Source organism: Yoonia sp. (assembly GCF_042093035.1).
In the GTDB taxonomy this organism is placed as follows: domain Bacteria; phylum Pseudomonadota; class Alphaproteobacteria; order Rhodobacterales; family Rhodobacteraceae; genus Yoonia.
Map to the genome: position 1 here is coordinate 1 of NZ_JBELFI010000008.1, position 20,285 is coordinate 20,285.

At 58.4% G+C, this 20,285-nt stretch carries 19 protein-coding genes; 13 read left to right on the forward strand and 6 right to left on the reverse strand.

Going from position 1 to position 20,285, the window contains the following annotated elements:
- The first annotated feature begins 75 nt into the window (after positions 1-75).
- Together ACFDSS_RS02405 and ACFDSS_RS02410 are read left to right on the forward strand one after the other, a co-directional pair.
- Entirely contained in the window at positions 76-594 is a 519-nt protein-coding gene (locus ACFDSS_RS02405; protein WP_375254162.1) for a hypothetical protein, read from the forward strand.
- Between the two features lie 58 nt (positions 595-652).
- Positions 653-2,023 carry a glutamate--cysteine ligase gene (locus tag ACFDSS_RS02410; RefSeq protein WP_375254163.1) on the forward strand — a complete coding sequence of 457 codons (1,371 nt, stop codon included), beginning with the start codon at positions 653-655 and terminating at the stop codon, positions 2,021-2,023.
- On the opposite strand, the gene plsY is transcribed toward ACFDSS_RS02410, so the two are convergent.
- From plsY to ACFDSS_RS02430, 4 genes are read right to left on the reverse strand one after another with little or no spacing between them, the layout of a single operon-like run.
- Positions 2,020-2,628 (reverse strand): glycerol-3-phosphate 1-O-acyltransferase PlsY, encoded by a 609-nt coding sequence (gene plsY, locus ACFDSS_RS02415; RefSeq protein WP_375254164.1) that lies wholly within the window; start codon positions 2,626-2,628, stop codon positions 2,020-2,022. The genes ACFDSS_RS02410 and plsY overlap by 4 nt on opposite strands.
- A complete protein-coding gene (gene pyrC / locus ACFDSS_RS02420; protein ID WP_375254165.1) occupies positions 2,628-3,911 on the reverse strand; it encodes a dihydroorotase in 1,284 nt (427 codons plus the stop codon). Before pyrC ends, plsY begins: the two co-directional genes overlap by 1 nt.
- A 40-nt stretch (positions 3,912-3,951) precedes the next feature.
- A complete protein-coding gene (locus tag ACFDSS_RS02425; RefSeq protein ID WP_375254166.1) occupies positions 3,952-4,476 on the reverse strand; it encodes a hypothetical protein in 525 nt (174 codons plus the stop codon).
- Entirely contained in the window at positions 4,473-5,423 is a 951-nt protein-coding gene (locus ACFDSS_RS02430; protein WP_375254167.1) for an aspartate carbamoyltransferase catalytic subunit, read from the reverse strand. Before ACFDSS_RS02430 ends, ACFDSS_RS02425 begins: the two co-directional genes overlap by 4 nt.
- 104 nt (positions 5,424-5,527) lie before the next feature.
- Here ACFDSS_RS02430 and ACFDSS_RS02435 point away from each other — a divergent pair, with 104 nt between their 5' ends.
- From ACFDSS_RS02435 to ACFDSS_RS02455, 5 genes are all read left to right on the forward strand, one after another.
- Positions 5,528-6,316 carry a uracil-DNA glycosylase family protein gene (locus ACFDSS_RS02435; RefSeq protein WP_375254168.1) on the forward strand — a complete coding sequence of 263 codons (789 nt, stop codon included), beginning with the start codon at positions 5,528-5,530 and terminating at the stop codon, positions 6,314-6,316.
- Positions 6,317-6,330: 14 nt separating this feature from the next.
- Complete coding sequence (locus tag ACFDSS_RS02440) at positions 6,331-6,885, forward strand: hypothetical protein (protein WP_375254169.1); 555 nt, start codon at positions 6,331-6,333, stop codon at positions 6,883-6,885.
- Between the two features lie 7 nt (positions 6,886-6,892).
- Positions 6,893-7,435 carry a molybdenum cofactor biosynthesis protein B gene (moaB, locus tag ACFDSS_RS02445; protein WP_375254170.1) on the forward strand — a complete coding sequence of 181 codons (543 nt, stop codon included), beginning with the start codon at positions 6,893-6,895 and terminating at the stop codon, positions 7,433-7,435.
- 73 nt (positions 7,436-7,508) lie between these two features.
- Positions 7,509-8,963, forward strand: coding sequence for an efflux RND transporter periplasmic adaptor subunit (locus ACFDSS_RS02450; RefSeq protein WP_375254171.1), 1,455 nt, complete (start codon positions 7,509-7,511; stop codon positions 8,961-8,963).
- Positions 8,963-12,358 (forward strand): efflux RND transporter permease subunit, encoded by a 3,396-nt coding sequence (locus tag ACFDSS_RS02455; protein WP_375254172.1) that lies wholly within the window; start codon positions 8,963-8,965, stop codon positions 12,356-12,358. Before ACFDSS_RS02450 ends, ACFDSS_RS02455 begins: the two co-directional genes overlap by 1 nt.
- Here the strand turns inward: ACFDSS_RS02455 and ACFDSS_RS02460 are convergent.
- A complete protein-coding gene (locus ACFDSS_RS02460) occupies positions 12,355-13,155 on the reverse strand; it encodes a protein-disulfide reductase DsbD domain-containing protein (RefSeq protein ID WP_375254173.1) in 801 nt (266 codons plus the stop codon). The two genes, ACFDSS_RS02455 and ACFDSS_RS02460, sit on opposite strands and share 4 nt — an antisense overlap.
- Positions 13,156-13,258: 103 nt before the next feature.
- Here ACFDSS_RS02460 and ACFDSS_RS02465 point away from each other — a divergent pair, with 103 nt between their 5' ends.
- Positions 13,259-13,828 carry a YqgE/AlgH family protein gene (locus ACFDSS_RS02465; RefSeq protein WP_375254174.1) on the forward strand — a complete coding sequence of 190 codons (570 nt, stop codon included), beginning with the start codon at positions 13,259-13,261 and terminating at the stop codon, positions 13,826-13,828.
- Here the strand turns inward: ACFDSS_RS02465 and ACFDSS_RS02470 are convergent.
- On the reverse strand, positions 13,825-14,385 hold the full coding sequence (locus tag ACFDSS_RS02470; protein ID WP_375254175.1) for a TlpA disulfide reductase family protein: 561 nt from the start codon (positions 14,383-14,385) through the stop codon (positions 13,825-13,827). The genes ACFDSS_RS02465 and ACFDSS_RS02470 overlap by 4 nt on opposite strands.
- Before the next feature lie 12 nt (positions 14,386-14,397).
- Here ACFDSS_RS02470 and argH point away from each other — a divergent pair, with 12 nt between their 5' ends.
- The 5 genes from argH (at position 14,398) to ACFDSS_RS02495 (ending at position 20,284) form a co-directional block, all read left to right on the forward strand.
- Positions 14,398-15,786, forward strand: a complete 1,389-nt coding sequence (gene argH, locus ACFDSS_RS02475; RefSeq protein WP_375254176.1) for an argininosuccinate lyase — start codon at positions 14,398-14,400, stop codon at positions 15,784-15,786.
- Positions 15,783-15,956, forward strand: a complete 174-nt coding sequence (locus tag ACFDSS_RS02480; protein WP_375254177.1) for a hypothetical protein — start codon at positions 15,783-15,785, stop codon at positions 15,954-15,956. Before argH ends, ACFDSS_RS02480 begins: the two co-directional genes overlap by 4 nt.
- Positions 15,956-16,294, forward strand: coding sequence for a DUF2834 domain-containing protein (locus ACFDSS_RS02485; protein WP_375254178.1), 339 nt, complete (start codon positions 15,956-15,958; stop codon positions 16,292-16,294). The genes ACFDSS_RS02480 and ACFDSS_RS02485 overlap by 1 nt, the downstream gene beginning before the upstream one ends.
- 72 nt (positions 16,295-16,366) lie before the next feature.
- A complete protein-coding gene (lysA, locus tag ACFDSS_RS02490) occupies positions 16,367-17,635 on the forward strand; it encodes a diaminopimelate decarboxylase (RefSeq protein ID WP_375254179.1) in 1,269 nt (422 codons plus the stop codon).
- Positions 17,636-17,704: 69 nt separating this feature from the next.
- On the forward strand, positions 17,705-20,284 hold the full coding sequence (locus tag ACFDSS_RS02495; RefSeq protein WP_375254180.1) for a TIGR02302 family protein: 2,580 nt from the start codon (positions 17,705-17,707) through the stop codon (positions 20,282-20,284).
- Position 20,285 lies beyond the last annotated feature (1 nt).

The following is a 20,285-nucleotide window of genomic DNA, read 5'->3' on the forward strand; positions in this document are numbered from 1 at the left end:
GGATCTTGCGCGCGGATACCGCGGCTGTGGCGGCGCTGACAGTTTGGCAGCAGGCCCTCGGTGATTGGGCAAAGCATGAATAACTTCTTGCGCCCCGAAGCCCGCGCCTTCTTTTGGCGTTGGCGCGAGCTTCTGCTCGCGGGCGTCGTTCTGGCGCTTGGGCTGTGGTGGGCGCTCACTGGTGTCGGGATAAACCAATGGCTGGGATATATCTTTTTCGTGATTGGCGTCGGTTGGGGCGTTGCGGGTATCCAGCGTGCGCGCTTTGCCCAAGGCGGCGACGGGCCCGGCGTTGTCCAGATCAGGGAACGCCGCCTTGCCTATTTTGGCCCGCTTGATGGCGGTGTGATCGATGTCGCTGACCTGTCGCGCCTTGAAATTGATCCTTCAAGTCATCCCGCACCGAGCTGGATTTTGACCAGCATCGAAGGCAATCGCCTGTCCATTCCGATCAATGCGAAGGGGGCTGAGGGTCTTTTTGATGTCTTCGCCGCATTGCCTGACATAAAAACATCGACCGTGTTGGATGTGCTTTCGCACACACCTGATGCGCGGGTAACCGTGTGGAGCCGTGTGAAACCGCTCTTGCATTGACAGCGCGTGCAGGGCAGGTCACCGATAGATGCGTGAATTTCAGCGGAGGCCTGCGCCCATGTCTATCCCACAATCCGGCGGCGGCCTTATCGAAAGTCACGATCAGTTGGCTGAGGTGCTTTCCAAAGGGTGTAAACCAAAGGAAGATTGGCGCATTGGCACCGAGCATGAGAAATTCGGCTACTGCAAGGACACGCTAAAACCGCTGCCCTATGAAGGGGAGCGATCCATCAAGGCCGTGCTTGAAGGGCTCCAGACCCGATTTGGCTGGGACCGTGTTGAGGAAGAAGGCAACATCATTGGCCTGACCAAAGACGGCGCCAATGTCAGCCTTGAGCCGGGTGGCGCACTGGAACTGTCTGGCGCCCCGCTTGAGACGATCCACCAGACTTGCGATGAAGTGAATACACATCTGGAGGAAGTCAAATCAGTCTCAGATGAGATCGGCGTGAAATTCATCGGGCTCGGTGCGGCACCAGAATGGGTGCATGAAGAGATGCCCTTGATGCCCAAGGGCCGCTACAAGCTGATGAACAACTACATGGAAAAAGTTGGCACCATGGGTACCGCCATGATGCGCCGGACCTGCACGGTGCAGGTCAATCTCGATTTCGGATCAGAGGCGGATATGGTGCAGAAAATGCGCGTCGCGCTGGCTTTGCAGCCCGTGGCCGCAGCACTTTTTGCCAATTCTCCGTTCTTTGAAGGCAAAGTGAACGGGCATAAATCCTGGCGCTCACGCATCTGGCGCGATCTTGATGATGCGCGCACCGGTATGCTGCCATTCGTTTTTGAGGACGGCTTTGGATTTGAGGCTTGGGTGCAGTGGGTGCTCGATGTGCCGATGTACTTCGTTTACCGCGATGGAAAATATATCGATGCTTTGGGCATGTCGTTCCGCGACTTTCTGAAAGGTGAATTGCCTGCATTGCCGGGCGAAAAGCCACTGCTGTCGGATTGGGCAGATCACCTGACAACGGTCTTCCCCGAAGCAAGGGTCAAACAGTTTATCGAAATGCGCGGGGCGGATGGTGGTCCTTGGCGTCGTTTATGCGCGTTGCCGGCTTTCTGGGTTGGTCTGATGTACGACCAGACAGCGCTCGATGCGGCGTGGGATCTTTGCAAGCACTGGACGACCGAACAACGTGAGGCTCTGCGCGTTGCGGCCTCTGTTGACGGATTGCAGGCAAAGGTTGACGGGATCGACATGTATACGCTTGCCCGTGAAGCCGTCGCCATCTCGGAGGCTGGCTTGCGCGCGCGCGCCATGCCGGGGGCGGGTGGTCTGGTCCCTGATGAAACGCATTTTCTGAACGCACTCAATGAGACGCTTGAAAGCGGTGAAACCCCCGCGGATGAGCTATTGCGCAAGTATCATGGTGAATGGGGCGGTGATTTGAAACGGATTTACGCAGAATACAGCTACTAGGATTTTGCGCCGATTTTCGTTTCCGTCCCGGCGCGCAATCGCGCGATATTGGCTCCATGACGGGCATAGATCAGCAGACCCAAGGCTGCCGCAAGCAAGAAGTAATTGCCGTCTGTGACGAAAACCAGAATGATCGGTGTCCAGCCCGCAGCAAAGAGCGCCGCCAAGGACGAATAGCGCGAAATGGCGGCAATCGCGAGCCAAATAGCCGATGCCGCAACCCCTGCAGGCCAAGCCGCTGCCCAAATGATGCCGAAATAGGTGGCAACACCTTTGCCGCCTTTGAAACGCAGCCAGACGGGAAAGCAATGGCCTAAAAAGGCCATCAGTCCGGCTATATGGACGGCTTGATCTGATGACAATTGTCGCGCAAGCAAAATCGCAATCGCGCCCTTGCCTGCGTCAAAAAGCAACGTAAGCGCGGCTGCCTTCTTATTGCCTGTGCGCAGCACGTTGGTTGCGCCGATATTGCCTGATCCCACGTCGCGCAAATTGCCTAAATTCATCAAACGCGCAATGATGATCCCGCTGGGGATTGAACCGAGCAGATAACCAATCACACCCCAAAGGGCGATCACTGAATAGTCGAGCGTAATCTCAGGCATTATGAGCCCTCCCAGATGCGTGTGCCATCCACCCATGTGCCAAACACGCGGCCTTGCAGGCGCGCGCCGTCAAATGGCGTGTTCTTCGATTTCGAGAGCAGCGTGCTGCGGTCCAGTTGAAACGGTGCGTCCGGATCGAAAAGGATCAGATCAGCTGGCGCATCACGCTGTAATCTGCCTGCCGCAAGCCCCAAAAGCTTTGCGGGGTTGAGTGACAGCGCACGGAAAAGCCGCGGTAAATCGATCATTTCGGCGTGCATAAGCCGCAAGGCGGCAGGCAAAAGCGTCTCCAGACCGACGGCACCGCTTGCGGCTTCTTCATAGGGCAAACGCTTGCTTTCTTCGTCTTGCGGGGTGTGCATGGAGCAGATGATGTCAATCAGCCCTTCGGCGACCGCTTGCACGACGGCGACCCTGTCCTCTTCGCTGCGCAATGGCGGCTTGAGCTTGAAGAACGTCCGGTAATCGGCCACGTCCAATTCGTTGAGCGTCAGGTGATGCACGCCGACGCCTGCTGTGATCCGCAGACCGTTGCGCTTGGCGCGCTCCAACGCGGGAAGAGCGCGGGCGGTTGTGATCTGATCCACATGGTAGCGCGCGCCGGTCATCTCAAGCAAGCTGATGTCGCGATCAAGGCCCATGCGTTCAGCCATCGGACTGACACCCGGCAAGCCGCGCAGGGATGCGAACTTGCCAGAGGTCACAGCCGCCCCGTCAGACAGGATCGGCTCCTGCACATGCCCGATCACGAGCGCATCCAGCGAACGGGCATAGGTCAGCGCACGACTGTAGACCTTGGTGTTGCTGACGACCCTGTCGCAATCGGTGAAGGCAACCGCACCAGCATCCTGCAGAAAGCCGATCTCGGTCATTTCGCGACCTGTCCGGCCCTTGGTCAGGGCGGCCATTGGCAGAACATGCACCGGGGCGTCCTGTTGCGCACGCCTCTCGACGAACTCCAGTGTTTCGGGTGTATCAATCGTGGGCAGCGTATCTGGTCGCGTCACGATCGTCGTCACGCCACCAGCGGCGGCCGCGCGACCGGCGGAGCGGAACGATTCCTTGTGCCGTTCACCGGGCTCGGAAACTTTCACGCCAATGTCGATAATCCCCGGCGCGAGGCAAAACCCGCCACAGTCGATCACATTGGCAGAGGCGGGGGGCTTTTCGCCAGCATCCAGCACCGCCTTGATCTGTCCGTTTTCAACAAGCAGGCCGCCGATGTTTTCGGTCAAAGCGACCGGATCAATCAAACGTGCATTGGCGAAGAATGTAACGGTCATAGGACAGGGCCTTTTGCGCGAATTATGAAAGGAGAACCCGTCATCTGCCAATCCATATCATCAAACCGACAAGGGCGAACATTACCAACAACGCACTGGTCGCGACGATGCCGCTGACGCGGGCGTCGGACTTTGGCGGTTTGACAGGTGCAGTCGACAGGTTGCCCACGGTGCTTTGGGCGCTGAGTTGATCCGTGACCTTGATGGCGGGTGTTTCGCGCAATGTCGCGACATGGCGCACATGTTGCGGCAGGCGCATCTTTACGGCTTGGCCCGCGAATGCGGCCGACATGATGAGGACAATGGTGCCACGCGTTGCATTGATGCTGTCGGCGGTCGCTTCATCGACGGGCATATAGTAGCCGGTCTCAATCAACTGTAGGACGCTCATATCCGTGAGCGTGGCTGGTTCAATGACATCGACATAGTCCCTATTCACAACGATTGGGCCCAACAGGGCCATCATCGCCTCATCTGTTTTGTCGGACAGACCCAACGGCATGTCGCCAGCTATTTCCAGCACATAGATTGCGCCGTGATCGTTTGCACGGATGTCCAGCGTCATACCATCACCGGCGCTTTGTTGGCCCGCATGTTCTGGGCGAGAAGATCCATCGCCGCCATACGCACCGCAACCCCCATTTCCACCTGCTCTTGAATAACCGATCGGTTGATGTCGTCAGCAATCGTGCCGTCAATTTCCACGCCACGGTTCATTGGGCCAGGGTGCATGACAATTGCATCAGGCTTGGCATGGGCCAATTTCGCAGCATCCAGCCCATAGCGATGGTAATATTCGCGCTCGGAAGGGATAAAACCACCGTCCATTCGCTCCTTCTGCAGGCGGAGCATCATGACCACATCGACGTCCTTGAGGCCATCTTCCATGCTCTCAAAGACCTCGACCCCGAAATCGGCCACGCCGGATGGCATCAGCGTGGGCGGTGCAATCAGTCTGATCCGGTTTTCCATCTTGCCCAGAAGCATGATGTTTGATCGCGCCACGCGGCTATGCGCGATGTCGCCACAAATCGCGATGGACAGGCGATGCAACCGCCCTTTCGCGCGGCGGATCGTCAGCGCATCCAGCATGGCTTGTGTGGGGTGTTCATGCTTGCCGTCGCCTGCATTCAGGACCGCACAATTCACCTTCTGCGCCAAAAGATCAACTGCGCCCGAATGCGGATGCCGCACAACCAGCAAATCAGGGCGCATCGCATTCAAGGTCAGTGCCGTGTCAATCAGCGTTTCGCCCTTTTTGATCGACGATGCCTGCATTCCCATATTCATCACATCCGCACCCAGACGTTTGCCCGCCAGTTCAAAACTCGCCTGTGTGCGGGTAGAGTTTTCAAAGAACATGTTGATCTGCGTCAGCCCGGCCAGCACATCGCGGTGCGCGACACCGCGCCGGTTATGATCGGCGTAGCTGTCTGCCAAATCCAGAAGGGTCGTGATCTCTGTCGGGTGGAGCGGTTCGATGCCCAAAAGGTGCTTGGCGCGGAATGTCATTGGACCCTCGTGAATGCGGTTCGTGCCCTTATAGGGGGGTAGGCGGGCTGCATCAATGCTGCAGGCACTGCACATCCGTGACGATCCGGCGTAACGTGTCAAACATGGATTCGAGCGAGACATATTGGGCCGACCGCGCATTGCTGGAATGGCAGGTGGAGTTGGGGGCAACCGACGCGATTTTGGATGCGCCGGTGAACCGCTATCACTTGGAAACACTGCCCCCCGCGGTCAGGACAACCAAGCCAGACAGCAAGACCGCAACGGCTGCGCCAGTGGCAGTCAAGGAGGTTGATGCGGTCAATGCCGCGCGCACGGCAGCGGCAACGGCGAACGATTTTGATGCCCTTTCAGCCGCCATGCAGGCCTTTGAGCATTGCGAACTCAGGCGTGGTGCGCGCAGTTTTGTGTTTTGCGATGGCAACCCGGCGGCCCGCGTGATGATTATCGGCGAAGCCCCCGGCCGCGAAGAGGACCGCGCCGGGCGTCCATTTGTCGGTCGCGCCGGGCAATTGCTGGACCGCATGTTTGAGGCCATCGCGATGGGACGCAAAAACGCGGATGCGGCACATAGCCTGTATATCACGAATGTGCTGCCGTGGCGCCCGCCATCGAACCGCACGCCCGATGCCCGCGAAATTGCGATGATGCTGCCGTTCCTGGAGCGTCATATTGCTCTTGCGAACCCGGACGTCGTGATTTTGATGGGCAACACCCCCTGTCAGGCGCTTCTGGGGCGGACGGGAATCACGCGGATGCGCGGCAACTGGACAGAAGTTCTGGGAAATGCTTGTCTGCCAATGTTCCATCCGGCCTATCTGCTGCGCAACCCGATTGCCAAACGCGACGCGTGGGCAGATCTACTTTCACTCAAAGCCCATCTTCGCGACTGACAAGGACATCACGCATGAAAAAACTCGCAACACTGGCCATTCTTCTCGCGGGGCCTGCACTGGCTGACCCGCTTGATCTGATTGATTATCCAGCGATTTTTGCCGAAAACGCGGAGGCTGTGGAGGATATTTCTGCCGCGCGTTCCGCCTTGCAGATGGGTGATGTGATTTTGCTGCACGACCCCAATGAGCCGCGCGAGTTCACCGGCATTGACGAAAGCGGTGAGGCGGCGGTCGGCTGTTTTGTCAGTATTCTTGCGACGATTGAAAGCACGGTGCAGGCCTGCGAAGTCAGCCTGCCTGCAGAACAGGAAGTCATTCAGCGCACCTATCTTGAGGAAGTTCTGTCCTTTTATGCTGCCAATGTTGTTCCATCGGTGGATCAGGCCACCGTTCAAACCCGTTTTGATGCGCTCGTGGCATCGCAAATCGATGGTGCGCGCCCGTATTGTTCAAACCTTGATGTGATGACTGACCTTGCCGATCGCCTGTTTAGCCCCGACAGCCGCGCGGAAGTAACCGGAATGCTGTCAATCCCGCGCCTGCCCGTCTCCAACCCTTGCCTCTGAGACCGCGATGAGCCGCATAGATGAAAGCCTCGATTTTGTACCGATCCGTATCGCTGTTCTGACTGTCAGCGATACGCGCGCGCTGGCGGATGATAAATCTGGCCAAACACTTGTGGATCGCATCCAAAAGGCCGGGCACACCGTGGTTGATCGCAAGATCATCGCGGATGAGCGTGAGCAGATCGCAGGTCAACTGCGCGCGTGGTGCGCGGATAAGGGCGTTGATGTGATTATCTCGACCGGTGGAACGGGTCTGACGGGCAGGGACGTTACCGTTGAAGCGCACCGTGATGTCTACGAGAAAGAAATTGACGCCTTCGGGACGATTTTTACCATCGTGAGTATGCAGAAGATCGGTACAAGTGCCGTGCAAAGCCGTGCAACGGCCGGTGTCGCGCAGGGGACCTATTTATTCGCGCTTCCGGGGTCTCCGGGGGCGTGCAAAGATGCTTGGGATGAAATCCTTGAGCGCCAACTGGACTACCGGCACCGGCCCTGCAATTTTGTAGAAATCATGCCGCGATTGGATGAACACCTGCGACGGAAATAACGAGGTCGTGCGTATTACTGGAATGCGCGGCTTTTTCGCCTAGGTTTAAGGGCGCAGGCTAAGGACGAAGTGAATGCGATTTTTGCGGCGCAGTTTGACAGGCGTATTTCTGCTGGCGTTGACGTTGGCGCTGTTGGCGTGGGCGGGTGAAATGGTGCGTAGCGCGGTCGCGGACCGCATGAACGAAGAGCCGCGCAGTTTTCCGCAACGCGAGCGGGTCCTGGCGGTAAATGTCATAACACTTCAACCGCAAACCATTGTGCCAGAATTGACCGTTTTCGGTGAACTGCGCAGCCAGCGGACCCTTGATTTGCGCAGTGCGACAGGTGGCACTGTGCTGGATGTCAGTGACGCTTTGGTTGAAGGCGGCACCGCTGGGGCAGGTCAGCTTCTGTTGCGCATTGACCCTGTTCAGGCGCAGGCCGCCTTGGATCGGGTACGCGCCGATCTGCAGGATGCACAGGCAGAGTTGCGCGATGCGGAGCGTGCGCTTGTCCTTGCCGACGATGAACTGAGCGCCGCGCGTGCGCAGTCCAGTTTGCGCGCGCAGGCTCTGACGCGGGCGCAGGACTTGTCCGATCGCGGTGTCGGCACTGCGGCAGCCGTTGAAGCGGCAGAGCTTGCCGTGTCGTCCGCTGATGCTTCGGTTTTGTCACGCAGGCAGGCGCTTGCTTCGGCGCAGGCGCGGATAGATCAGGCCAACACCCGATTGGCGCGCGCCCAGATCAGCGTCGCAGAGGCAGAACGTGACCTGTCTGAAACCGAAGTTTACGCTGCTTTCGACGGGACTTTGGCGGAAGTCACAGTCAGCCCCGGGGGGCGGGTTACGGCAAACGAACGCTTTGCCCAGCTTGTCGATCCAGACCGGCTGGAGGTCTCCTTTCGCGTCTCAACCGGCCAATATGCCCGGCTTCTGGACGAAGCGGGCGCGCTGACAAAATCCCCCGTGCGGGTGACGCTTGATGTTTCAGGTGTGGATTTGCGGGCTGACGGGCGCATCACCCGCGAAGGGGCGACCGTTGGGGCAGGGCAAACCGGGCGTCTGCTCTTTGCGCAACTCGATGCCGCCCCCGGCTTTCGGCCCGGCGATTTTGTCACCGTGCGCATCGATGAGCCGCCTTTGGCAGATGTGGCCCTGGTGCCTGCGACCGCCGTTGCGGCTGATGAAACTGTCTTGGTCGTGGGCGATGACGAAAGGTTGCAGGTCGCCTCTGTCGCGTTGCTGCGCAGGCAGGGGGATGATGTCATCATTTCAGTGGGCAATCATGCTGGCGCGACGATTGTCGCTGAACGCTCACCATTGCTGGGCGCAGGCATCAAGGTCCGTCCGATCCAACCCGGCGGGCCAGAGGTCGCCGACGCACCTGACATGATTACGCTGGACGCGGATCGTCGCGCCAAGCTGATTGCCTTCGTCAGCGAGGGCCGGATGCCTGAGGAAGTCAAAGCACGGATCATTGGCCAGCTTGAAGCGGATGAGGTCTCATCCCAGACAGTCGCACGCCTCGAAAGCCGGATGGGCAGCTGATGGTCACCGGCGGCGAAATGCTGAACCAAAGGGCAGGTGGCATCCTGTCCTATTTCACCCGCCATAAAACTGCGGCGAACTTGCTTTTGGTGCTGATGCTGACGGCAGGGTTGTTTGCATTTCCCAACATGCGCGCGCAATTCTTCCCCGATGTGGTGGTTGATGACCTGACGGTCTCTGTTGCATGGCAAGGGGCCGGCGCAGAGGATGTCGATGCCGCGATTGTGCAAGTGTTGGAACCTGTCTTGCTGGCCGTGGAAGGGGTAACATCGTCGTCATCTACATCCCGCGAAGGCAGCGCTTCCATCCGTCTGGAATTTGACCCCGGATATGACATCGAACGCGCCGCGGAAGACGTGCAATTGGCTGTGGATAGCAACAACAACCTGCCAGCCGATGCCGAAGACCCGACGGTCCGGCGCGGTGGGTGGTCTGACCGGGTCACGGATGTGGTCATTACCGGACCCGTTGGAGTGGACCAATTGGGGCGTTTCGCTGATGAATTTGCTGCGCGGCTTTTTGCCGAAGGCGTGACGCAGGTCATTGTACAGGGGGTGGCTGCGCCATCGACGATTGTCGAAGTGCCGTCATTGTCGCTCATTCAATATGACATCGGACTGTCTGATATTGCCGCAAGGATTGCCGAGGAAGCCGAGGCTGATCCTGCGGGCGATGTATCGGGAAGTGCGCGGGTACGCACAGGTGTGGCGAAACGCTCTGCCGAAGACATCGAGGCGATTGTTTTGCGCTCCAACGCTGATGGCTCTCAGCTGACAATCGCTGATGTGGCGGCGGTGACAGTTGAAGGGACCGACAGGAACCGCGCATATTTCGTGGGTGATGATCCGGCGATCAAGGTACGTGTCCAAAGATCGGCCCAGGGCGATGCGATAGGTATGCAGGAAACGGTCGAAGATGTCGCAAGAGAGTTGACAGCCTCGCTGCCGCAAGGTGTCTCCATTGCGCTGACCAACGGGCGGTCGGAGTTCATTTCGGGACGCCTGAACATCTTGTTGGACAACGGGCTGACGGGCCTGATGTTGGTCGTTGGTCTGCTGTTCTTGTTTTTGAACGCGCGGACGGCCTTTTGGGTCGCATTTGGCATACCGGCTGCGATGCTGGCCGCGGTGGCGTTGATGTATATCGTTGGCATAACGATCAATATGATCTCGTTGTTTGCCTTAATCATCACCTTGGGCATCGTGGTGGACGACGCGATTGTTGTGGGCGAACATGCTGATTTTCGTGTCAGGCAATTGGGCGAGACACCGACAGTCGCGGCAGAACGCGCGGCCAATCGCATGTTCAGCCCTGTGTTTTCCGCCACGATCACCACGATCATTGCCTTCTTTGGTCTGGTTATCATCGGCGGGCGCTTCGGTGATCTGATCTCGGACATCCCCTTTACCGTGATCGTCGTGCTTGCCGCCAGCCTGGTGGAGTGTTTTCTGATCCTGCCTAACCACCTTGCCCATTCCATGGCACATGCCGCCAAGGACCACTGGTATGACTGGCCGTCGCGCACTGTGAACAAGGGTTTCGACTGGTTTCGGGAGACCTTGTTTCGCCCGTTTATGGGGTTGGTCATCAAGGCCCGCTATCCGGTGGTTGCCATGGCCTTGGTTTTGCTGGCCAGTCAGGTCACGCTGTTCATCCGGGGTGATGTCAGCTGGCGTTTTTTCAACGCGCCTGAACAAAGTCAGGTTACGGGCAACTTCGCAATGCTGCCCGGTGCGACACGCGAGGATACGCTCGAGATGATGCGCGAGATGCAGCGCGCGGCTGAGGCTTTGGGTGCCGAATATGAGGCTGAACACGGCGTCAATCCGCTGAATTATGTCGTGGCAGAGGTGGGCGGCAATTCCGGCCGCGCCATCGCAGGTTCGGACACAAAAGACCCCGATCAACTGGGCGCAATCACGATCGAGCTTATTGACGCGGACAGCCGCCCTTACACCAGCTTTGCCTTTGTCAGCGCTTTGCAGGATAGCATCGTCCAGCACCCGATGGCCGAAACTGTCAGCTTCCGCAGTTGGGGGCGCGGCCCCGGTGGGGACAGTCTGGATGTCCAGATGTTCGGCGCCGATAGCGACACTTTGAAAGCGGCAGCGGAGGCGCTCAAATCCGAGTTGGTGCAATTCACCGAGATTTCGGGCCTCGAAGATACACTCGCCTACGACAAGGAGGAGTTGATCCTTGAGCTGACGCCGCAAGGTGAGGCGTTGGGGCTGGGCATTGATGGATTGGGGCGCGTCTTGCGCAACCGTCTTGGCGGGATTGAGGCGGCGAGTTTCCCCCAGGGTACGCGATCCGCAACGATCCGTGTTGAATTGCCTGTTCGTGAACTGTCCGCCGACTTCCTTGACCGGACCCAAATCCGCACAGCGGATGGGGTTTATGTCCCCTTGGCCGATGTGGTTACTGTGCAAAGCCGCACCGGTTTTTCAACTGTGCGCCGTGAGAACGGGATTCAGCTGATTTCTGTCATTGGGGATCTGGATGGTGATGACGCAGCGCGCGCCATCGAAATCCAAGAGTTGATAAATGATGATATTTTGCCGCGCATCGAAAGCAATTTCGCGATTGAGACAAATCTCTCGGGGCAAAGCGAACAGGAACAGCGGTTCCTCAATGATGCCCGCACAGGTCTGATTTTGGTTCTGCTCGGTATTTATCTCACGCTTGCGTGGATTTTCAGCAGTTGGACGCGCCCGGTCGTGGTGATGTCGATCATCCCATTTGCCTTGGTTGGCACGATTTACGGTCACTATATCTGGGGCATTCCAATGAGTATGTTCACGGTGGTCGGTTTGATCGGCATGGTCGGGATCATCATCAACGACAGTATCGTTCTGGTCACAACGGTTGACGAATATGCCAGGGATCGTGGGATGGTGCCTGCGATTATCGACGGTGCTGTGGATCGTTTGCGCCCGGTCTTGCTGACGACGCTGACAACGGTGCTGGGGTTGATGCCCTTGCTCTATGAAGGGTCCAATCAGGCGGAATTTCTAAAGCCAACGGTCGTGACGCTGGTGTTTGGGCTTGGTTTCGGGATGTTGCTGGTGTTGCTTGTCGTGCCATCTGTCATGGCGATGCAGATGGATGTCCATCGGCAGGTGAAAGCAGCAAAGCGGGCCTTGCGCGGACGGCGTTTGGCGATGTTTGTTCCTGCAGGACTTGGGGCGTTGGCCGCATCGGGACTGTTCGCGGTGACGCTTGCGCCGCTCTTGGTGACGGGCGCACCTCTTCCCGCGCTGAGCGGCGTTTTGCCACTCTTGGAGCGTGGGTTTGGTGCCGCATTTGGCGTTTTCACCGTGGGATTGATCGCGGTCTTGCTGGTGATCTACGCGGTGGCACTTGCAGGGCAAGGACTACGCCGGACAGGGCGCTAGCCTGCGCTGCACCCGCGAATATCGACGGCCATGTCAGAGCCAAGGACGGTAATCCGCACGCCGGACCGATCGATGGCAAATGCCTGGCCGCTGGGATGCACCATATCGACGACCGATGTCAGCGTATCGCCGCTCCGCGTGCTTTTTGCCTCCGATACCCAGATGCTTGGGTCACGTGTTTCCACGACGACATGCTCTGACGCGCCTGTCTTGGGGACCGCGACTTGCGTGGTCATTCGCAAACCGTCGGCGATAGGGTCGATGCGACAGGTCACATCACCAACATTTGCAGCCGCCTGCGGCGTCGGCCTGTCCGCGAGCGCGGCAGTAATCGCACTATCGGCTGTGCCTTTGACTGGCAGAAGCGCGCTGAACCCCAATGTGACGGGGATACAAATATCTTCGCAGACGCCAATCAGCATTTCGCCCTCTAGCGCGACATCCGGCGCAGCGCCTTCAAGATCGACGGTCAAGGGGATCACGACGGTGTCATAATACCCGACAGACCGTAAACCATTGGTGCCAAACACCTCTGGCGTCGGCCAATGAGGGGTAATCTTGGTGATCTGGTCGGAGCCTGCGAAGGTGAATTGCGGTGGGATGCCGCTATCGCCGGGTGCGCGCCAATATGTGGCCCAGCCGGGCGCCAGTGTGATCTTGATCGCGGCCAGATGTGTGGCCGCATCGCTCCGCCAGCCTGTCAGCACCTCGGCCTGAACGACATTGTCGAAGGATTGCCCCAGAGCGAGGTTCGGAAGGGCCACGAGGGCGCATATGGCAGCCAGAATATTTCGCATCCTCTTTCATCTGACAAAGTCGCAGCAAAGGGAAGTCACGTTTGCGCCAGTCTTTGCAATCTTGGCGCTTGCGTCGGCCTGTGATGTTTCTCATCCTGTTGTTATGAGTCTCGCAGATGCCAACCTGACCGGAAAACTGCTGATCGCGATGCCGGATATGTCCGATCCGCGCTTTGCCAGCACCGTCATCTTCATGTGTTCGCATTCCGATGAAGGGGCGATGGGGCTGATAATCAACAAGCCTCAGCCCAATGTGGGCTTTGGGCAACTACTCAAACAATTGGGGATATCCAAGGCTGCTGCGGCAAGCAACGCGCAGGTCTATTTCGGCGGCCCTGTCGAGCGTCAGCGCGGGTTTGTTCTGCATGGTAGCGATTACAGCGCCAGTACCGGCACCGTGAATGTAAATGAGACCTTTCGTATGACTGCGACGCTGGAAGTGCTTGAGGACATGGCAAAAGGAGCGGGGCCAGACCTGTCATTGCTGGCCTTGGGCTATGCGGGTTGGGGACCGGGTCAGTTGGAGTTCGAGATCACCCAGAACGGCTGGTTGTCCTGTGCGCCGACGACGGATGTCGTGTTTGGCGCCAAGGCTAGCGATAAGTGGACCGCCGCCTTGAATCTTCTCGGTATCGACCCGCTTTTGCTATCGGCAACCGCCGGACGCGCTTAATCCGCCTTGCCCATCAATTCCCGCATGATTGCAATTGCGTTGTCACTGGACCAATCCGCTTCGCCCTGCATCCGCGCGATTTCCCGACCTTCGGGATTGATGATGGCGGTCGCAGGTAGGCCAAGAACGCCCATGCTGCGCGAAAAGCGCTGACGCGGGTCTGTGTGCAAGGGCAGGTTATCAACTCCGATTTCGGCAAAGAAGCGCTCCATTGCTGGACGGGGGTTGGGGCCGGTGGCGACTGTAACAACCTCAAAATCATTGCCACCCAATGCGCTTTGCAGACGCGACAGATCCGGCATTTCCTTTCGGCAAGGCGCGCACCAGGTGGCCCAGAAATTCAGCACAATAAATTTGCCTTCAAAATCAGCGAGCGATATTTCGTCGCCGTTTTCAGCGAAAAAGCTGACGTCTGTCGTCTCAATCGGTGCGCTGTGAAAGATCAACTTGCGCATATCGCCCTCGCGCATGGCCTCTGCGGTTGCGATATCGGCGTTGCTGGCGTTTGCAACGGCGATAAGGGCCGTATAAAGCAGGGCTGAGATTAACTTGCGCATAGGGTTTCCTTTATGACGAATTCCGCAAACACCATGTGGGGCGGGCGTTTTGCCGCCGGACCGGACGCGATCATGGAGGCAATCAACGCCTCAATCGGATATGATCGCCGCCTTGCACCGCAGGACATCGCAGGTTCACGCGCCCATGCGGCCATGTTGGCCGCCACGGGTATCATCTCAGATAGCGATGCAGAGGCGATCAGGGAAGGCCTTCTCACCGTATTGTCAGAGATTGAAACGGGGGATTTCCCGTTTTCGACAGCGCTGGAAGACATCCACATGAACGTGGAGGCGCGTTTGCGTGACCTGATCGGCGAACCGGCGGGGCGTTTGCACACGGCACGGTCGCGCAACGATCAGGTCGCTGTAGATTTCCGCCTTTGGGTCCGTGACCAATGCTATCAGGCGGATGAGGCGCTAGCCGCTTTGCAGTTGGCTTTGCTGGGGCAAGCAGAGGCCGGTGCCGATTGGGTCATGCCAGGCTTTACGCATCTTCAGACCGCACAACCTGTCACATGGGGCCATCATATGCTGGCTTATGTGGAAATGTTCGCACGCGATCGGTCACGTTTTGCGGACGCGCGCAAGCGGATGAATACCTCGCCTTTGGGGGCAGCAGCACTTGCGGGCACGTCTTTCCCAATTGATCGTCAAATGACGGCAGAGGCGCTGGGCTTTGATCGCCCGATGGCCAATTCACTGGACGCCGTCGCAGATCGCGATTTCGCGCTGGAGTTCCTCGCCTCCGCGAGTATTTGCGCGATGCATATGAGCCGCTTGGCCGAAGAGCTTGTCATCTGGTCCTCAGCGCAATTCCGCTTTGTGAAAATGTCCGACAAATGGTCGACCGGATCATCCATCATGCCGCAAAAGCGCAATCCAGACGCCGCAGAGCTGATCCGCGCCAAGATTGGCCGGATTTTCGGCGCCAATGTCGCGCTGATGACCGTGATGAAGGGCCTGCCGCTGACCTATTCCAAAGACATGCAGGAAGACAAGGAACAAACCTTTGATGCCGCCGACAACCTGATGCTGGCGCTGGCTGCAATGACCGGCATGGTGTCTGACATGACGGCGGAGCGTGAGAACCTCAAAGCGGCCGCCGCAAGCGGATTTTCGACCGCGACGGATTTGGCCGATTGGCTGGTGCGCGAACTTGGGCTACCTTTCCGGGACGCACACCATGTAACGGGATCATTGGTCGCGATGGCAGAAGACAAGGGCTGTGACTTGCCCGATCTGTCCTTGACCGAAATGCAAACGATCCATGACGGGATACGTGCGGATGTGTTTGATGTGCTAGGGGTCGAAAATTCGGTCGCGTCACGCACAAGTTTCGGCGGGACAGCCCCATCTGGCGTGCGCGCGCAGGTGGCGCAGTGGAAAGAGGTATTGAAATGAAACGTCTGTCTTTGATTTTGGCTCTCGCCGCCTTGTCGGCGTGCGGTGCAGATGGTGCGCCTTTCGCACCGACCGCCAGTGTCGGCATTGGCGTGGGGTCCGGTGGCCTCACTACGGGCGCGAATGTCGGGGCCTCCAATGGAACAGTATCAATCGGAGTAGGTATCTGATGCGCAACGTATTTCTTCTTTTGGCGATCTGGGGTGCGGTGCACCCGATGTATTACTTCGTCACGTGGTTTCAGGCCGAAGGCTGGGACATTATGGCGATGGTAGATGCCTGGCACGCCAATGCCGCGACCAGCGGTCTGGTCTGGGATCTGACCATTGCTGCCGTTACCTTGACGATCTGGATCCTCTATGAGGCGTTTTCGAGCAAGAACTGGCTTTCGCTCATCGCAATTCCTGCGACATTCGGTGTCGGGCTCAGCTTTGGCCTGCCGCTTTATCTGTTTTTGCGTGCGCGGATCGTCTACAAAGTGGATCGCCACAAAGTGCGTGATTTCTAGGCGCAAATCGGGGTTGGTCTTTGCAGATCTTCTGCTATGTCCAAAAAACTGGCTTGGACGAGGATCATAGACGTGGATCATTTTCTTTATCGTGACGGTGCGCTTTATGCCGAAGACGTGCCCGTGGCCGATATCGCCGCCGCTGTCGGCACGCCGTTCTATGTCTATTCGACGGCCACTCTAAAACGCCATTTCAGCCTCTTTGACGAGGCATTGTCGTGGGGCGCGCATCTCGTGTGCTTTGCGATGAAGTCTTTGTCCAATCAGGCCGTCATCAAACTGCTGGGTGACGCGGGTGCCGGCATGGATGTGGTGTCTGGCGGCGAATACATGCGCGCCAAGGCCGCGGGCGTGCCCGGTGAGCGGATTGTCTTTTCCGGCGTGGGCAAGACCGCTGATGAAATGCGTCTGGCTATCACTGGCGGCATTCGCCAGTTCAATGTCGAAAGCGAACCCGAAATGGTCATGTTGGATAAGGTGGCGCAGTCTCTTGGTGCCGCCGTGCCTATCACCATTCGGGTGAACCCTGACGTGGACGCCAAGACCCATGCAAAAATTGCCACCGGAAAATCCGAGAACAAATTCGGTATTCCGATCAGCCGGGCCCGTGAAGTTTATGCGATGGCGGGTGCCATGGCGGGTCTAGAGGTTGTGGGCATAGACGTGCATATCGGCTCGCAACTGACGGAGCTTGCGCCGTTTGAGACTGCCTACAGGAAAGTTGCCGAGTTGACCGAGCAATTGCGTGCCGACGGGCATGAAATCAAGCGGCTCGATCTCGGTGGTGGATTGGGTATTCCCTACGCCCGATCAAACGAGGCGCCACCGCTGCCGACGGATTACGGCGCGCTTATTCAGCGCACTGTCGGGCATTTGGGCTGCGAGATCGAGATTGAACCGGGGCGCCTGATTTCAGGAAATGCAGGCCTGATGGTGTCCAAGGTGATCTATGTGAAAGCGGGCGAAGACCGGGAGTTTCTTATCCTAGATGGTGCGATGAATGATTTGATTAGGCCCGCCATGTACGAGGCCTGGCATGATATTGTCCCGGTGGTTGAACCTGCGCCGGGGGGGGCACCGGCAACATACGACGTCGTCGGACCGGTTTGCGAAAGCGGCGATACATTTGCCAAAGCGCGCCAAATGCCACGCGTTCAGGCCGATGACCTGGTCGCATTCCGCTCAGCGGGGGCATATGGCGCGGTGATGGCGTCCGAATATAATTCCCGCCCCCTGATCCCGGAGGTGCTGGTCGATGGCGATCAGTTTGCAGTTATTCGCGCACGCCCTACATATGAAGAAATGATTTCACGTGATACACTGCCTGCATGGTTGGACTGATCCCGGACTAACCGCCTCTGGTCAGTCCGCGACAAATGGAGAAGGCCGCTGAAGCCTCATACCGACGACATGCGCCATTTGCGCTGGCCTGTCGCCGCCACCCGACTTGGGATGGTGGCCGAACAGGTCGTGCGCGCGTTCTGGCCCTTCTGGACGGCTCTTTTTGCAGGACTTGCCCCGCTGATGATGGGATGGCACGAGATTGTACCGCTTGAAGTGTTTTGGGGCGGAGCCGTCATTGGCGCGATCGCCTTGATCGGGACGCTGATCTGGGGTCTCCGCCGTTTCCGCATCCCTGCACCAGCAGAAGCGCTTGAACGGGTGGATGCCAGCCTGCCGGGGCGTCCGATTGCCGCGATTGCGGACACGCAGGCGATTGGCAGCGGTGATCCCGCATCAGAGGCGGTCTGGCGGGCCCATTTGGCACGCATGTCAGCGCGCACAAAGGACGCGCGACCGGTTGAACCAGACCTGCGTATCTCAGACCGCGACCCTTACGGTCTGCGGTTCATCGCATTGTTGTTTTTCGTTGCAGCGCTCACCTTTGGTTCGCTTCTGCGCATCGGTTCGGTCGGAGAGATCGTCACCGGCTCGCAGCAAAGCCTTGCGTCGGGTCCGGTTTGGGAAGGGTGGGTGGAGCCACCGGCCTACACCGGTAAACCTGCGATCTACCTTAACGACGTCCCGCCGGGTCGCTTGCAGGTGCCGGAAGGCAGTCAGGTCACCTTGCGCCTTTATGGCGAAGTCGGGGCTTTAACGGTGGCCGAGACCGTCTCAGGGCGCCTGGAAGAACTGGGGGCCGCGTCTGATGCCCAGCAACAGTTCGAGATTACGCAGTCGGGCGTTTTGACGATTGGCGGGGCCGGGCAAACGACGTGGAACGTCACCGCGATTGCAGACCAACCACCCGAAGTCGAAATGACGGGCCCGATTGAATCGGATGCCATGGGCGAGATGTCTCAGCCATTTGTGGCTTATGATGACTATGGGGTGATCTCGGGTTTTGCGACGATCACGCTTGATCTGGCAGCGGTTGATCGCCGCTACGGGCTTGCGGTTGCACCTGATCCCATCGACCCGTTGGTGCTTGATTTGCCGATGCCATTTACGGGCGATCGGAGCGACTTCGAAGAATTTCTCATCGACAACCTCAGTGAACACCCGCTGGCCAACCTGCCTGTGACGATGCAGCTTTCGGTCACGGACGATGCCGGACAAACCGGCGTGACACCGGCAGAGCCTATGATCCTGCCCGGCCGCCGCTTCTTTGAACCCTTCGCGCGCGCGGTGATTGAGCAGCGGCGCGATTTCATGTGGTCGCAGGATAACCTGACGCGTGTGAACCAGATTTTGCGTGCGATATCGCACCGCCCCGAAGGCCTGTTTTCGTCGGAAACGACTTATTTGCGATTGCGCGCCATCATCCGGCAGATGGACCAGATGAAAGAGTTTGGCGCAACGGAAAATGCGAAGGCGGAAGTCGTGCAAGCCCTTTGGGATCTCGCTGTGCAGCTTGAGGATGGCCGGCTCGCTGATGCGCGTGAACGGTTGCGCCGCGCGCAGGAGCGACTGGCGGAGGCTATGCGCAACGGCGCCTCCGACGAAGAAATCGCGGAACTCATGCAAGAGTTGCGCGAAGCCACTGACGAATACATGCGGATGCTTGCCCAGGAAGCGGAGCCATCAGACGGAACCGATCAGGCCGACAACGGGCAAAACGGTGAGCGCATGTCGATGGATGAGTTGCAGGCGCTTCTGGATCGGATTGAAGAGCTGATGCAGGAAGGCCGCATGGCCGAAGCGCAAGAGCTGATGGAACAGCTTAACCAGTTGATGGAAAACATGCGGGTCACCCAAGGCGAAGGCGGGGAAGGGTCGCCTTCGCCCGGTCAGCAATCCATGCAGGATCTTACCGACACGCTGCGCGAGCAGGAAGAGCTGTCGGATGATGCCTTTGGCGATCTGCAAGAGCAGTTCAACCAAGATCAAAACGGTCAGCAGCAACCGGGGCAACCGGGCAATCAGGGGCAACAGGGCACTCAGGGTCAGCAAGGCCAAGACGGCCAGCAAGGTCAAGGTCAAGGTGTTGGCCGTGATGCCCAGAATGGCCAGCAGGCCGACAATGGCACTGGCGGGCAAGGCGATCCGCGCAGTCTTGCCGACCGCCAGCAAGCCCTGCGCCAAGAGCTGCAACGCCAGCGCGACGGGCTTCCGTCGCTCCCCGGCGAAAGCGGCGATATTGCGCGGCGGTCTCTGGAACGCGCGGAAGGTGCCATGGAAGGCGCGGAGGAAGCTTTGCGTGAGGGGGACCTGCCGCAAGCGATCGACCGTCAGGCGCAGGCGATGGACGCATTGCGCAATGGGATGCGCCAACTGGGTCAGGCCCTGGCCGAAAACCAGAACATCGAACCAGGTCAGGGATCAGAGCAGGGACAGGCGAATGGCAACCCCGGTCAGGACGGCCGCGATCCACTTGGCCGGTCGATGGGCAATTCGGGGCAATTGGGGACCTCAGAGAGCCTCTTGAACGGCGAGGATATCAACCGCCGCGCAGAAGAGCTGTTGGATGAGATCCGCAGACGTTCTGCAGAGCAAGACAGACCAGAGCTTGAGCGCGACTACCTGCGCCGTCTGCTGGATCAATTCTAGG